The following is a 16,257-nucleotide window of genomic DNA, read 5'->3' on the forward strand; positions in this document are numbered from 1 at the left end:
CTAAAATTTAAGTTCTAAAAAAATATTTTCAAAATTTCCATAAACCATATTCTTTTGTTCTACCAAATTTTGTCCAGCGATTAAATAATTCCAATTATTAAAAATTTTCGTGATAGAACTTATATTATCATATTCAATGCATTCATCAATATTTTGTGAAGTCCAAGTATTACAGTATTCTTTAAGTTTCTTAATCTTATTGTTAATAGGCACAAAAGGCACACTAAAACTTTGCGCCGTTATTAAACCATGTAAACTTGTACCAACATAAATTTTAGAATTTCCAATAAGATACATGATATCATAAACATTTTTTGGATAAAAAAATATGAATTGATCACTATATAATTGCATTTCTTTTAAAAAATAATCATCCTCATGTCTTGGAGCCAGACCTATCGGACATAGTAAAATTTTGGTATTGAGGTCTTCCGATAATTCTACAAATGATTTATAAAATTTTTCTTTGTCTTTTGGTGTATACGGTTTTCCTACTTGAAGAAATATATAGTCTTTAAAATGTTCGGGATTAAAAGATATTCTATCACATACTTCTTCAATGGAAAAAAGATCCGAAATTATCAAAGCTGAATCAGGAACTAATTTCGATTTAATTCTTTCTGTTAATAAAGATTCTTTAACTCTTGCATCTCTCACTGATAAATAGTTTGCACTAGAAATATTTCTCGCAAACAACTTTCGTTTAGAAATCAATCTTGAATTAGAAAACACACCTCCCACAGAATTATAAATGATGCAAACATTATTATTATTTAGTTCATTTTTGCTCGGTGCAAAAGGAACCAAAACGTGTCCGTTTGACAACAAATACCTCGTCAAATTAAATCTTCTTTCAATTCTACTAAATACCTTGTTATATAAAAGTTTAGAATATCTAATATTAATAAAAGCTAATAAGGAGCCCCAATCAACAAATAAAACCTCCCCTCCTCCAATGACTACATTCCCACCTTGTTTTTTTACATTTTTCATAAAAGACCTATAGCTTCTAGTAGGCATCGCTCCAAAATATGATAGATCGCTTTTCACAATCCCGTAATTATAAAACTCGGCTTGTATATTATGTCTATTCAGCATTTCTTTAAAAATTATAGGAAAAAGCAAATCCCCATAATTTAATCGATCTGACGCAGACAAAAAATGTATTATTTTTTTATTTCCACTCATATTCGCACATAAATCCCTTATTCCAATTTGGTAAAAATCCGGTATTGTAAAAATCGCCTTTTTCAGATTTAATCCAAACCGCTTCTTTTACATAATCTATAGTTTCATTTTCATATCTCAAATAAATATTAAGATAATAGCTTCCTGAAGCCAAGGGCCACTTTGGTATTTTTAAATAGACAGTCTTTTCTCCTTTTTCGATATTGAAGTAAGGCTGATTCAAAGTTTCTGTTGAACAATGAAACTGCGGGATTTCTTCATTACTATATATTCCCAGACCAATATGTAAAGAATTCAAATTTTCGGATGCATTCAATTTAATTTCGAAATAAAGCGTTTCTCCTGATAAAATTGTTTCAATTTCTGTATTATATTCATTTAGAATTCGAAGATTTTGGATACCTATTTTATTAGACTTTTTAACCCTTCCGGAATTATTAAAACTGAATTTTTGATCCTTCGAGGATAAATAATTGCTAATTGCTTGTTCAATATTACCTTGAAATACCGTTCCTCCATTCTCTAAAACCATCCCTCTTGTACACAAACTCTTAACACTCGCCATATTATGACTTACAAAAAGCACTGTTCTACCTTCTCCGGTAGAAAGATCTTGCATTTTCCCTATCGCTTTTTTCTGAAATTCGGCATCTCCGACTGCTAAAACCTCATCAACAACCAAAATTTCGGGTTCTAAATGTGCAGCGACTGCAAACCCCAAACGCACACGCATCCCGCTACTGTATCTTTTTACCGGCGTATCGATATACATTTCGCAACCGGAAAACGCGATAATTTCATCGATTTTAGATCTAATTTCGGTTTTAGTCATGCCCAGAATTGCGCCGTTCAAAAATATATTTTCTCTTCCGGTTAATTCCGGATGAAAACCCGTTCCCACTTCCAATAAAGAAGCGATACGTCCTCTGGTTTTTATACTTCCTGTGGTTGGAGCGGTTATTCTGGAAAGAAGCTTTAATAAAGTAGATTTTCCCGCGCCATTTTTGCCGATAATCCCTAAAACCTCCCCCGGTTTTACTTCAAAATTAATATCACGTAACGCCCAAACATAATCTTCGCTGGCTTTCGCTGACCGATCGTTCACGGCACCTACTTTTAAATAAGGATCTTCTTTTCCCCGAATTTGATGCCACCATCTGTTAAGGTCGTGACTCAAAGTACCTGTACCAACCGTTCCTAAACGGTATTGTTTCGAAATATTTTCAGCTTTTAATATTACGCTCATTATACCGTATCTATAAAATTCTTTTCCGTTTTATTAAAAATAAGCAAGCCTAGTATAAAAATAAACACACTCACCGCGATAGTATATAAAAGTCCTAAGCTAGTAAACACGCCTTCATCTAAAATCATATATCGAAAGCCTTCAATAATTTGGGTTAACGGATTCATTTTTACCAACCACGCCAATTTGGGCATCTTCTCTTCTACCTGACTTACAGGGTAAGGTACAGCGGAAACATAAACTAACAGCGAGGTTGCGAAACCAATCAAAACTGTTAAATCTCGATATTTTGTGGTCATTGCAGAAATGATCATTCCAAAACCTAAGCCCATTAATGCCATTAATAATACATATACAGGAAATAATAAAATATTCATGTTTGGCGATATACTAAATCCTTGCCATAGAAAATAAGCGTAAAATATGATTAAAATCAATAACTGAATTCCAAATTTCACCAAGCCTGCAATAACTTTACTCATGGGCATGATCACCCTGGGAAAATACACTTTCCCAAATAAAGCGGCGTTTTGATTAAAGGTATTTGAGGTACTGGAAAAACATTCGTTAAAATAATTCCATGCCGTTATTCCGGTTAAATTGAATAAAAAACTGGGGACTTCACCGGTGGGTATATTTGCAATATTATTAAAAACCAGTGTGTAAATTACCGACGTAAACAAAGGTTGAATAAAAAACCAAAGCGGTCCTAAAATCGTTTGCTTATAAACCGTCGTGATATCTCGCTTAACAAATAAAACTAATAAATCCCGATATCGCCAAATTTCTTTAAAATTCAGGTCGATCAGTTTCCGTTTAGGACTAATTTCATATAACCAGTTATCTTCTGTATGATTCATGAATTTCTTTGGAGGCTTTACCGTTCCGTTTGTTTTTCGTTTGGTTTATTTAAAGTGCTTGTTTGTATCTTGAATGGAAATTTCTTTATTCATATTAGAAACATCTAAATTTTATACAGACTATTTTTTATTTCCATAAATAATCACCCTTGCGAATAAAGGATATAAAAATGGGATTTTAGAAACAAAAATATCTAGATTAGACGCTAATTTATTGATCCAGTTATCATAATTTTTATCTCCATAAACTTTTAAAGAAATAACTCCAAAAATCACAGTAAAGAAGTCGAAAAAGTAATGATTAAATGTAAATTTCTCTTTTATGATTTTAAAGTCTTTCGATACTAAAGCATGTTCATCTGGTGTTCTTTCTTGAGGATTCATCTTCCTGTAAATCTTATATAAAGGATTCATATTTAAAGGTTCTAAAAAAATGATTTTTCCACCAGGCTTCAATACTCTGTGAATATGAGATATTGACTTTCCTACATCTAAATGATGAAGTATTGCGCCACCAAAAACGATATCAAAAGATTCATCTTCAAAAGTTAAATCATTGGCGTCCATCAAATAATGGTTTACCGGAAAATCTCTCGAAATCGCGTGCTTTTTGCCATTTTCTAATTCCTGTTCAGAAATATTTATACAGGTTAAACTTTTAGGTTTGGTAGATTTATCAAACCAGGCCGCCCATGTATAAGAACCAATTTCCAACACATCCTTATCATCAAAATCTAGAAGTAATTTATTGATAATCTTTTTTTCGCGTTTATAAGAATAAAAAAAAGCGTGCCTTCTAAGCTTTTTTATTTTAGTACGATCTAATTTGCCCTCGTTCCAGTAATCTCTTTCGGTCTGGTTTATTTCTTCTCTTGTTCTCGCTTTCATAATATTAGATATCCACTAATAACTTATTTTATTCAAACTTGCGCTTAAACTTCTCCCATGATTTCCTAAATTGAGATCGTGTAGATGGCGCTTCACCATACCCGTTATTATAACGATTATAGCCGTAGCCATAGCCGTAGCCATAACCATAGCCGTAACCATAGCCATAGCCATATTTTGCTCGATGTACAAAGTGATTCAGTACAAAACTTATATTTTTTATCTCTCCTTTGGCATATTTCTGATTAATAGACTCTAACATTCCTCGTTTTGTGTAATCCTGTCTAACCATATAAATAGTAGCATCGGCAAACTTTACTAAATTCAATGCATCTGCAACCAATCCAATAGGCGGGGTATCTAAAATAATGTAATCGTAGGTTTTACGAAGTTCATTGATTAGAATTTCCATTTGATCGTTCATAAGTAATTCTGACGGATTTGGCGGTACCGGCCCGGCAGTAATCACATCAAGAAAAGGGATTTTACTTTCCTGAATAATTTCTTCGGAAGTGGCATCCTGTATTAAATAATTACTTACTCCTAAATCATTGTTCAAACCAAAGTCATCAAAAATCTTGGGTTTACGCAAATCCAATCCTACCAAAACGGTTTTTCGCTGACTCATGGCAAAGACAGTTGCCATATTCATCGCAGAAAATGTTTTTCCTTCTCCTGAAACAGAAGACGTAATAAGCAAAGTTTTTGCTCCTTCTACCCCTTGTTTTTTGTACATAAATTGCAAGCTGGATCGTAAACCTCTAAATCCTTCAGAAATTGAAGATTTCGGGCTTTCAAAAACAGCAAGATTACTATTCATTTTACTCCTACCAATCATTCCTAAAATAGGAATAGGCGATAAACGTTCTACTTCTTGCGCGTTATGAATATTTGTATTCAAGAAAACCAATAAAAAAACGAAGGTTAACGGAATAACTCCACCTACCATAACTGCCATTACATAATTGAGTTGAGTGTTCGGTCCTATTCGGCCACCTCCAATATCTTTAGCTTTATCGATAATCAGCACATCACTAACATTAGCTGCTTTTATAAGTCCTGCTTCATTACGCTTTTCTAAAAAGAGATTATACGTTTTTTCACTAATATTATATTTACGCTGAATTTTAAGTAAATCCTGCTCTTCCTTTGGTAGCTCTCTAATTTTTGATTCAGCTGTAGATATTTGCCCGTTGATATCTCTCAATTCACTTTGAAGCAATCCTTTGGAACTTGTAATATTTTCAAGCAAAACTGATTTTACACTGTTAATTTGCCTGTCGATATCTGCGAAAATCGGAGCTCCTTCTTTTAACGAGTACTGGTAGTTGCTTCGCTCTTCTGCTAAAGTTATTAACCGGGAAACAGCACTAGCTATACTACCTTCAGAAATTCCTGCTACTGATGGTGCCGGAATATCTGAATAATCTGTACGTGTTTCTAAATATGTTCTCAGCGTTTGGTAATACGACAACTGCCTGCTTATATTTTCTTTTCTGGAATCAAGATCAAAAAGTTTACTAGAAAGCTGCTGACTTTCCGCCGAAATATCTAAAATCTCGTTGTCATTTTTATAAGAATTAAGTTCGCTTTCCACCAATCTCAATTCGCGAGATTTAACATTTAAACTACTGTCTATAAAAGCTATAGTCTTTGTAGCAAAAAGATTTTTTCTCGCTAACATATTATCACTAAGAACGTTTACCGATCCATTTAAGTAATCAACTAATCGAGCCTTGTTATTACCCGTTTGAGATAAGCTAAGTACCGAAGCTCCATTAGACTCAGGCTTTACAGAAACATTTTTATATCTAGAAACAGCCGAGTCAAAATTTAAAAAACGAACATAAAAGCTCTTATCTTCCTGGAGTCCGTTTTCTGAGCGTATTATCCTAGCATTCAAAAAAGGAGTTTCAATTTTTTCTCCAAACTTATACGTTTTACTAAAAGCTATTTCTTCTTGTGTTCCACCATTTTTTTTGTCCTTAGAACCATAAGATTGTAATGTAAAACTGCCGGGGATTGCTGCTGTAATTTGAAAATTGTCCTCGCTTACAGACACAATTTTATAAGTTATATCTAATGCCTGAAACTTTGTGGTATCAACAATTACTTCAAAAGGAGTCTCTCCATAGGCATCTACGCGTTGATATTCCCCATCCTTTCTATAATCAACATAAAATCCCAGTCGTTCTACAACTTCTTCATTATGGGTTCTAGATCTTAAAATGGTTATAGCTGTATTAACTTTATCTGATGTTCCCCCCCAATTAAAAGTCAAACTCGTATTACTGGTAAAAAAAGGATTTTGATCATCCTTTATAGAAATCGAATTACCTAATTGATAAACCGGTAGTTTCCTAACATTGTTGTAATAAGCTACGGCTAAACTTACCGTTACTGAAAACAATATAAGTTTCCAATAACTAATCACTTTTAGCACAAAACCTTTAAAATCGAAGGTGGAACCTACATCAGATATGTGATCTTCTTCATTCGCCATTTAAAACCTAGTAAATAATAAGATTGTTGTTGAAATTAACGAAAAAACTGTACCTATGGTTCTAAAACTCTCAATTCCGGTTGTACCAGCACCCAATGATTTTTGTGGCAAGGGATCGACGATTATCAGATCGTTGGGCTGTATGTAGTAATAGGCACTCTTTACAGCATCCAAATTTGTTAAATCTATATGGTGCACTTCCTCGCCGTGAGGATATTGCCTTAAAATCTTCACATCTTCTCTATTGCCGACGTCGCTAATCCCTCCCGCATTAGCTATCGCTTCCATTATCGTAACTCGCTCTTTATACAATACATTACTACCTGCTCCTATTTCACCGATAGTTGTATATCGTATTCCCGCAAGCTTTACAGTGACAAAGATGTTCGCCTGCTCTCTAAAATATTCAGATAGTAATCTATTTTCTATTTTTTCCCTTATTTCTTCAACAGTATACCCCATCACATTAACTTCACCCAAGGTAGGAACGCGAATATTACCATGTTCATCTACAGCAAAACCATCATAGTACATTCTTTCTTCTCCTGTTGCATTGGCATTCCCTTCGTTCACAGGATTAAACATCCCTACAATATCTTGATCTAGAGCTTTCACTCTTATACTTAGAAGATCGCCAACTTGTACGCGGTAAGGTTTATTTAGACGATGAACATCTACAATACTATCAATGCTTGCCTTATCTTCCTGAAGGTAAGATAACTTCTTTGTAGAAATACAAGAAGTAGACATTAAAGATAGCGCGAGTACTAGTAGTAATAAAATTCTAGTCATAAGGGGCTTCACAAATTTTTAACAAATATAATTCTTGCGCATTAATAATAAAATAATTAAGATGAATATCGATAATTTAACTTTATTTGCGGTTAAACTGAAAAATTGTGAATTACCTTTCTGTTGAAAATATTGCAAAATCTTATGGTGAACGTATATTATTCACCGATATATCCTTCGGAATCAATGAGGGGCAAAAAGTAGGCTTTGTCGCCAAAAATGGGACTGGAAAAACTTCGCTTCTTAACATCCTGGCCGGATTTGACACCCCAGATGAAGGAAATGTAGTCTACCGTAAGAATATTAAGACGGCTTTTTTACCTCAGGAACCCGACTTAAATCCAAATTTAACGGTAGAACAAACTATTTTTTCTGCGGAAAATGAAACTCTAGAAATTATAAAGCGCTACGAAGCTGCTTTAGAAAATCCTTCAGATGCTGAAGCTTATCAAAAAGCTTTCGAGGAAATGGATGCCGCCCAGGCATGGGATTTTGAAACCCAATACAAACAAATTCTTTTTCAGTTAAAACTTGAAGACCTTCAAAAAGAAGTGAAAAACCTCTCTGGTGGCCAGAAAAAGCGATTAGCTTTAGCCAATATGCTTTTGCAAAAACCAGATTTTATAGTAATGGACGAACCTACCAACCATTTAGATCTGGATATGATCGAATGGCTGGAAGAATTTTTCAGAAAAGAAAATTTCACCATTTTTATGGTAACGCACGACAGATATTTTTTGGAACGTGTGTGTAATGAAATTGTAGAGCTAGATGAAGGAAATTTATATACTTATAAAGGAAATTATTCCTATTATTTAGATAAAAAAGAATCGCGAATTGAATTAGAAAATACCAATACCGTTAAGGCAAAACAGCTTTTTAAAAAGGAATTGGACTGGATGCGTAAACAACCCAAAGCACGTACTACAAAATCGAAATCCAGAATCGACGATTTTCACGAAATAAAAGATCGAGCTTCTAAAAGACGCAAAGACCATCAGGTTCAATTAGAAATTAACATGGAGCGCCTGGGAAGCAAAATGGTAGAACTGCATAATATTTCCAAAAGTTTTGAAAATAAAGTGCTTTTCGAAAATTTCGATTACAATTTTCAAAAAGGAGAACGTGCCGGTATAATTGGTAAAAACGGTACGGGAAAATCTACGTTTTTAAATATTCTTACTGGTGATCTTCAGCCAGACACCGGTAAAGTAGTGGTTGGCGAAACCATAAAATTTGGATATTATACCCAGCGCGGGATTAAAGTAAAACCAGGACAGAAAGTTATCGATGTGATTCGAGAATTTGGGGACTTTATTCCGCTTAAAAAAGGAAGGCAAATTTCTGCTCAGCAATTGTTAGAACGTTTTCTTTTCGATAGAAAAAAACAATATGACTTCGTAGAAAAATTAAGTGGTGGAGAGAAAAAAAGATTGTATTTGTGTACGGTTTTAATTCAGAATCCAAACTTTTTAATTCTGGACGAGCCTACCAACGATCTAGATATTGTTACTTTAAATGTTTTGGAAAGCTTTCTATTGGATTATCCTGGCTGTTTGCTGGTTGTTTCTCACGATCGTTATTTTATGGATAAGATTGTAGACCACCTTTTTGTTTTCCCTGGAAATAAAACAATTGAAGATTTCCCCGGAAATTATTCAGATTATCGTGCCTATGAAGGAAGTTTAGATGCTGCTGAGGATAAAAATGAACCTTCAGAAAAGTCAACTAAAAACGATTGGAAAGACGAAAGTACAGGAACCAAATTAAGCTATAACGAGCAAAAAGAATATCAAAAATTAGAACGGGAAATCGCTAAACTCGAGAAGAAAAAAGAAGAAGTTCAGAAAAAATTTCTGGAAGAGCTGAGCGGGGAGGAAATCGATAAAACTTCTTTAGAGTTAAAAGATATCGAGAAACAGATCGAAAGCAAAACCGAACGCTGGTTTGAATTGATGGAGAAAATGGAGAGTTAGCATGTTGATATAATACCGTCTTCATTTAAGATTTTATTTCTGAAAGCAAAAGACAAAACAGACCAGAGACAAGAGATAAGAGATAAGAGATAAGAGATAAGAGATAAGAGATAATAATTTTAAGATGCGGTGATTTGTTACTGCATAAAAAATCATTATTAATTTTGAATGATGAATTTTGAATCATTTCTTGTTAAGACTTTTAATTTTGAAACCTGGAATTATCTAAAATTGTTTGTAAAATTGGAAGTGAAAAATACCGAAATACGAAATTGTATATTTTTGAGCTGCTTTTTATTAAAGCACGATTAAAAATTGATTATTGATCATTCAAACCGTAACGTCCTAACTAAAAAATTGCATCAATTAAAAGCTTACATAAAATTTCTACTTGCTTCGCAAAATCAGCACGGATTGCATTCTCCTTTTGTGTACGATTTGGTGACTAATTGTTTTTACGATAAAAATAAATATCCCGAATATCAACAAATCAAAAAATACAAAGTTGATCTTCTAAAAAACACTTCTGAAATTGAGGTAACCGATTTTGGTGCGGGTAGTCGGGTTTTTAAAAGTAATAAAAGGAAGGTTTCAAAAATCGCAAAAGTCGCCGGAATTACTTCAAAAAAAGCAAAATTTTTATTCCGCATTACGCAATACCTTGAGATCAGAAATTGTCTGGAACTTGGCACCAGTTTAGGTATTGCATCCGCAGCAATTGCCTCCGCAGAAAAAACAACTTTAACCACCATAGAAGGTTGCCCTAAAACCGCCAATATTGCGCAACAGCAATTGAAGAAATTCGGTTTTAAAAATATTGAACTTAAAATTGGCGAATTTCAACACTATGTATCTGATTTCTCAAATTCCCAAAAATTCGATTTAATTTATTTCGATGGTAATCATCAAAAAACAGCTACACTTCAGTATTTCAAAGCACTTTTGCCAACCGCACATAACAATTCTGTTTTTATTTTTGATGATATTCACCTTTCCGAAGAAATGGAACAAGCTTGGTTAGAAATTCAAAATCATCATAAAGTACAAGTTACTATCGACAGCTTCCATTTAGGCTTAGTTTTCTTCCGCAGGGAACAAGTAAAAGAACATTTTAAAATTAGATTGTAACAAAAACAAACTCTTAGCGTCATACCTTTATAAATTGATTTTCTATGAGCAAGAAGGTTATCGAAATTAGAAATATTATTCGAAATTTCCCTTTAGGACAGGAAGTTGTAAAAGTGCTTAAAGGTATCGATCTGGATATCGATCGCGGTGAATATGTAGCATTCATGGGACCCTCTGGTTCAGGGAAATCAACTTTAATGAACTTATTGGGATGCTTAGATACACCAACCGGTGGTTCTTATATCTTGAACGGAAAAGATGTTAGCCAAATGACCGATAGCGAACTTGCCGAAGTTCGTAATAAAGAAATTGGTTTCGTTTTTCAGACTTTTAATTTACTTCCACGAACAACTGCTTTAGATAATGTTGCACTTCCTATGATCTACGCCGGTGCCTCAAAAGCCGATCGCAAAAAAAGAGCCGAAGAGGTTTTAACCGATGTTGGTCTTGGTGATCGTATGGATCATAAACCTAATCAGCTTTCAGGAGGGCAACGACAACGTGTGGCTGTAGGTAGAGCTTTGGTAAATAAACCTTCGATTATTCTTGCAGATGAGCCTACAGGAAACCTGGATTCCAAAACTTCTGTTGAGATTATGAGTCTTTTTGATGCTATCCATGCCGCAGGAAATACCGTAATTCTTGTTACTCACGAAGAAGATATTGCAGAACATGCACATAGGGTAATTAGACTTCGTGATGGGGTAATTGAAAGTGATACCAGGAAAGAAGTAGTAAGTAGTAAGTAGTGAAAATATATAAATTCGAAGCTAAAACTATTTATTTATCTAAAATCTTAAATTTTGAATGTTTTATTTCAAAATATTCTCAGATTATTTTAGCTGAAGAATTTTTGTTTTTTTTCTTCTTAAAGCATTTATTTCAACTAAAGAAAATTTGTAGTTGATCACTAACAGTCATTTGCTTTCCATAAAAATCATAACTTTGCAGTCTTAACCTAGAATCTTAAGCTTGTGTTTCAATTAGATCAAGAATCTTATATTTATCTCGTTATCATAGCCATTGGTTTGCTTGTATTCTCGATGGGCGCCAAACAACGCAAAAAAAGACGAAACGAAAACACCGACTTCCGTAGAAGATATCAGGATCGCAAAAAAGAAGAAGAAAAAGATAGAACTACTAAATAAGCTACACTATTTACTTTTGTAACTTCGCTCTCCTATTTGTTCTTCTGAAAAAAATACTGAATGAAAATTTATACTAAAACTGGCGATAAAGGAACAACCGCATTATTTGGAGGTACTCGTGTTCCAAAACATCATATTCGTATCGAAAGTTATGGTACCGTAGACGAACTTAACGCCCATATTGGTCTTATAAGAGATCAAAAAATTGATAAAATTACTGCGGAAGTTTTACTGGATATTCAGCATAAACTTTTTACCATTGGTTCAATTCTCGCAACAGATCCCGAAAAAGCAACCCTGAAAAACGGAAAATCTCGTCTTAATATTCCCAGAATTTCTGAAGAGGATATTCATCTCTTAGAAACTGAAATGGATAGAATGAATGAGGAACTTCCCGAAATGACGCATTTTGTGCTACCGGGCGGGCATCAAAGCGTGTCATTCTGTCACATAGCCAGATGCGTTTGCAGGCGTGCAGAACGCTTAAGTACAGCACTCTACAACGAAGAAGTTTTTGATGAAGAAGTTTTAAAATACTTAAACCGACTGTCTGACTACCTCTTTGTGCTGGCACGACTATTGACTAAACAACTGCAAGCTGAAGAAATTAAATGGATTCCAGAAAAATCTTAAGAAATCGGTAAATTAAAAATCCGTAAATCGTCTTTTTCGCTGCATTTTAGTTCTTTCACCTATGTTCTTAATAATATTGAATAAAAATTAGACTTTTTTCTTGGGAATTTCAGTAAAAAAATTATTTTTGCAGAAATTAAAAACCCGATTAACTAATGTACTGGACTTTAGAATTAGCATCTTATCTTAGTGATGCACCATGGCCGGCAACCAAAGATGAGTTAATTGATTATGCCATTAGAACAGGAGCACCACTAGAAGTTGTGGAAAACCTTCAGGCCATAGAAGATGAAGGTGACTCTTATGATTCTATCGAAGAAATATGGCCCGACTATCCAACAGATGAAGATTATCTGTGGAACGAAGATGAATATTAAATTACATTTATACCTATAAAGTTAAAAGTCTCATTATTTAATGAGGCTTTTTTTTTGCGTATATTTGAACCCCTAATAATAGGAAAACTATGAGTTTTTTAGAATCTGTATTAAAAGTATTTGTTGGCGACAAATCCAAAAAGGATGTCAAAGAAATACAACCAATAGTAAATAAAATTAAAGCGCTTGAGGCCGATTTTGAGGCATTAACTTTAGATGAGCTTCGCGCTAAAACTACTCAGTTTAAATCAACAATAGCAGATGCTTTAAAAGATGTAAATCAACAGATTGAAAATCTTGAAAAAGAAGCAGATACTTCTGATGATATCACGCGTAAAGAAGATATTTATGCTGAAATCGACGGATTAAAAGATAAATCTTACGAAATATCAGAAGGTGTTCTTAATGAAATTTTACCGGAAGCTTTTGCAACGGTTAAAGAAACTGCGAAACGCTTTGCTAATAATGAGACTTTAGAGGTTACTGCCTCTGCTTACGATCGTGAAATTTCTGCAGAGAAAGATTATGTAAATCTTCAGGACGATAAAGCGATATGGAACAATTCCTGGGATGCGGCCGGTAAACCGGTAACCTGGGATATGATTCACTACGATGTACAGCTAATTGGTGGTGTTGCTATGCACCAGGGGAAAATTGCAGAGATGCAAACAGGGGAAGGTAAAACCCTTGTAGCTACTCTTCCTGTTTATCTTAACGCGCTTACCGGTAACGGGGTTCATCTGGTAACTGTAAACGATTATTTAGCAAAACGTGATAGCGCATGGATGGCACCTATTTTCGAATTTCATGGCCTAAGCGTAGATTGTGTAGATTATCACCGCCCTAATTCTGCTGCGCGTCGAAAAGCATATAATGCAGATATAACCTACGGTACAAATAACGAATTTGGTTTCGATTATCTAAGGGATAATATGTCTCATGCTCCAGACGATTTGGTGCAACGCCCACACAACTATGCGATTGTCGATGAGGTGGATTCAGTTTTAATAGACGATGCTCGTACGCCGTTAATTATTTCAGGACCTATTCCTAAAGGAGATGTACACGAATTTGACCAGCTTAAACCAGCAGTTGCTAATATCTTCGAAATTCAGCGTAAAAAGGCTACCGAGTTTTTACAGGCTGCAAAGAAATTAATTGCTGAAGGCGATCAAAAAGAAGGCGGATTACAACTTTTACGTGCTTATAGAGCGCTTCCGAAGAATAAAGCATTAATTAAATATTTGAGTCAGGAGGGTAATAAACAATTACTTCAGAAGACAGAAAATCATTACATGCAGGACAACAACCGCGAAATGCATAAGGTTGATGCCGAATTGTACTTTACTATTGAAGAAAAAAATAATCAGATCGACCTTACCGATAAAGGTATCGAATATCTTTCTGGTTCTAATGATCCTAACTTTTTCGTACTACCAGAAATTGGTATGGAAATCGCCAAAATTGAAAAAGAAGATCTTACTAAAGAAGAGGAAGCAGAGAAAAAAGAAGAGCTTTTCCGTGACTACAGCGTAAAAAGTGAGCGTATTCATACGCTTCGCCAACTTTTAAAAGCCTATACCCTATTCGAAAAAGATACCGAGTATGTGGTAATGGATAATAAAGTAAAGATCGTAGACGAGCAGACCGGTCGTATTATGGACGGGCGTCGTTATAGCGACGGTTTACACCAGGCGATAGAAGCAAAAGAAAATGTGAAGATTGAAGATGCTACGCAAACTTTTGCAACCGTAACGCTTCAAAATTACTTTAGAATGTACCGTAAACTTTCGGGTATGACGGGTACTGCGGTGACTGAAGCAGGAGAATTCTGGGAGATTTACGAATTAGATGTTGTCGAAATACCAACCAACCGTCCAATTGCCAGAAACGATAAAGACGATCTTGTTTATAAAACAAAACGTGAAAAATACAATGCAGTTATCGATCACGTTACCGAGCTATCCAGAGCTGGAAGACCAGTGCTTATTGGTACAACTTCCGTAGAAATTTCTGAGCTTTTAAGTAGAATGCTAAAACTTAGAAATGTTCCGCATAACGTATTAAATGCGAAATTGCATAAAAAAGAAGCCGATATTGTTGCCGAGGCTGGTAAAGGTGGTATCGTAACCATCGCAACGAACATGGCCGGTCGTGGTACCGATATTAAACTTTCTAAAGAAGTAAAAGACGCCGGTGGTTTGGCAATTATTGGTACAGAACGTCACGATTCTCGTCGTGTCGATCGCCAGTTAAGAGGTCGTGCCGGTCGTCAGGGAGATCCAGGTAGTTCTCAGTTCTACGTTTCTTTGGAGGATAATTTAATGCGTTTATTTGGATCTGAAAGGATTGCTAAGCTTATGGACCGTATGGGTCTCGAAGAAGGAGAAGTGATCCAACACGGAATGATCTCTAAATCTATTGAAAGAGCGCAGAAAAAAGTCGAAGAGAATAACTTTGGTATCCGTAAACGTCTATTAGAATATGATGATGTTATGAATGCCCAACGTGAGGTAATCTATAAACGTCGTTACCATGCCCTATTTGGTGAACGATTACGTGTAGATCTTGCTAATATGATATTCGATATTTCTGAATTAATTTCTGAAACAAATAAACAAGCCAACGATTATAAAAATTTCGAATTCGAATTAATTCGTTATTTCTCTATGAGTTCGCCAGTTTCTGAAGCTGACTTCGGAAAAATGAACGCGCAAAAAATAACTGCTGAAGTATATAAAGCAGCCTATGAGCATTACCAGGAAAAAACAAAGCATAGTGCAGCTCGTGCTTATCCTGTAATCCAACAAGTTTACGAAGATGAAACTAATAATTTCGAAAGAATTTCAGTTCCATTCTCAGACGGACAAAAAACACTTCAGGTAGTCACAAATCTTGAAAAAGCTTACGAAACAAAAGGTGAGCAGTTAATCAAAGATTTCGAAAAGAATATTACACTTGCCATTATCGATGATGCCTGGAAAACGCATCTTCGAAAAATGGATGAATTGAAACAAAGCGTTCAGTTAGCGGTACACGAGCAAAAAGACCCTTTGTTAATTTACAAATTCGAAGCATTCGAACTTTTTAAAGCGATGTTAGAAGATGTGAATCGCGATGTAATTGGATTCTTGTTTAAAGGAGAAATTCCTGAAGGAAATATGTCTAATATTCACGAAGCACGAAAACGCCGTCAGGAAAAGATTGAAGCTTCTAAAGAAGAAATTCAGAATCTTGATGAGCGTGCGGCACAAAGTCGTGCGGCAGGACAAGCTGCTAGTGGCGCACAGCAACCACAACGTCCTCAGGTAACCGAAACTATTAAACGTGAACAACCAAAAATTGGTCGTAACGATAAAGTAGTGATTAAACATGTAACCAAAGGTGAAAGCAAAACAGTAAAATTTAAGCAGGCTATTCCGCTAATCGAAAGTGGCGAATGGGTTGTCGTTAAAAAAGCGGAATAATTTATCTAAAATAGATTAAAAAAGCTGTCTTTATCAAAAGGCAGCTTTTTT

At 34.8% G+C, this 16,257-nt stretch carries 13 protein-coding genes; 7 read left to right on the top strand and 6 right to left on the bottom strand.

The window, feature by feature from the left end; genetic code table 11:
- The 6 genes from PBT91_RS13280 to PBT91_RS13305 form a co-directional block, all read right to left on the bottom strand.
- The gene (locus PBT91_RS13280; protein WP_270058946.1) at positions 1 to 1,188 is read right to left on the bottom strand and encodes a polysaccharide pyruvyl transferase family protein; all 1,188 of its coding nucleotides are present in this window, start codon (positions 1,186 to 1,188) and stop codon (positions 1 to 3) included.
- Complete coding sequence (locus PBT91_RS13285) at positions 1,175 to 2,434, bottom strand: ABC transporter ATP-binding protein (protein WP_270058947.1); 1,260 nt, start codon at positions 2,432 to 2,434, stop codon at positions 1,175 to 1,177. The genes PBT91_RS13280 and PBT91_RS13285 overlap by 14 nt, the downstream gene beginning before the upstream one ends.
- Positions 2,434 to 3,294 carry an ABC transporter permease gene (locus PBT91_RS13290; RefSeq protein ID WP_270058948.1) on the bottom strand — a complete coding sequence of 287 codons (861 nt, stop codon included), beginning with the start codon at positions 3,292 to 3,294 and terminating at the stop codon, positions 2,434 to 2,436. The genes PBT91_RS13285 and PBT91_RS13290 overlap by 1 nt, the downstream gene beginning before the upstream one ends.
- A gap of 120 nt (positions 3,295 to 3,414) precedes the next feature.
- The gene (locus PBT91_RS13295; RefSeq protein ID WP_270058949.1) at positions 3,415 to 4,182 is read right to left on the bottom strand and encodes a class I SAM-dependent methyltransferase; all 768 of its coding nucleotides are present in this window, start codon (positions 4,180 to 4,182) and stop codon (positions 3,415 to 3,417) included.
- A 28-nt stretch (positions 4,183 to 4,210) separates the two neighbouring features.
- Positions 4,211 to 6,685 (bottom strand): polysaccharide biosynthesis tyrosine autokinase, encoded by a 2,475-nt coding sequence (locus PBT91_RS13300; protein ID WP_270058950.1) that lies wholly within the window; start codon positions 6,683 to 6,685, stop codon positions 4,211 to 4,213.
- A complete protein-coding gene (locus PBT91_RS13305) occupies positions 6,686 to 7,477 on the bottom strand; it encodes a polysaccharide biosynthesis/export family protein (RefSeq protein WP_270058951.1) in 792 nt (263 codons plus the stop codon).
- A gap of 107 nt (positions 7,478 to 7,584) precedes the next feature.
- On the opposite strand from PBT91_RS13305, the gene PBT91_RS13310 reads away from it, so the two are divergent.
- From PBT91_RS13310 to secA, 7 genes are all read left to right on the top strand, one after another.
- Positions 7,585 to 9,453: an ABC-F family ATP-binding cassette domain-containing protein gene (locus PBT91_RS13310; protein ID WP_270058952.1), complete on the top strand. Its 1,869-nt coding sequence runs from the start codon at positions 7,585 to 7,587 to the stop codon at positions 9,451 to 9,453.
- A 357-nt stretch (positions 9,454 to 9,810) separates the two neighbouring features.
- Entirely contained in the window at positions 9,811 to 10,581 is a 771-nt protein-coding gene (locus PBT91_RS13315) for an O-methyltransferase (protein WP_270058953.1), read from the top strand.
- A gap of 44 nt (positions 10,582 to 10,625) precedes the next feature.
- Complete coding sequence (locus PBT91_RS13320; protein ID WP_270058954.1) at positions 10,626 to 11,330, top strand: ABC transporter ATP-binding protein; 705 nt, start codon at positions 10,626 to 10,628, stop codon at positions 11,328 to 11,330.
- 225 nt (positions 11,331 to 11,555) lie between these two features.
- Positions 11,556 to 11,729: a hypothetical protein gene (locus PBT91_RS13325; protein WP_270058955.1), complete on the top strand. Its 174-nt coding sequence runs from the start codon at positions 11,556 to 11,558 to the stop codon at positions 11,727 to 11,729.
- 60 nt (positions 11,730 to 11,789) lie between these two features.
- Entirely contained in the window at positions 11,790 to 12,362 is a 573-nt protein-coding gene (locus PBT91_RS13330) for a cob(I)yrinic acid a,c-diamide adenosyltransferase (RefSeq protein WP_270058956.1), read from the top strand.
- 155 nt (positions 12,363 to 12,517) lie between these two features.
- Positions 12,518 to 12,739, top strand: coding sequence for a DUF2795 domain-containing protein (locus PBT91_RS13335; RefSeq protein WP_008272287.1), 222 nt, complete (start codon positions 12,518 to 12,520; stop codon positions 12,737 to 12,739).
- Positions 12,740 to 12,828: 89 nt separating this feature from the next.
- The gene (gene secA / locus PBT91_RS13340) at positions 12,829 to 16,206 is read left to right on the top strand and encodes a preprotein translocase subunit SecA (RefSeq protein ID WP_270058957.1); all 3,378 of its coding nucleotides are present in this window, start codon (positions 12,829 to 12,831) and stop codon (positions 16,204 to 16,206) included.
- Positions 16,207 to 16,257: the final 51 nt, after the last annotated feature.

The organism is Zunongwangia sp. HGR-M22 (assembly GCF_027594425.1).
Taxonomy (GTDB): Bacteria; Bacteroidota; Bacteroidia; order Flavobacteriales; family Flavobacteriaceae; genus Zunongwangia.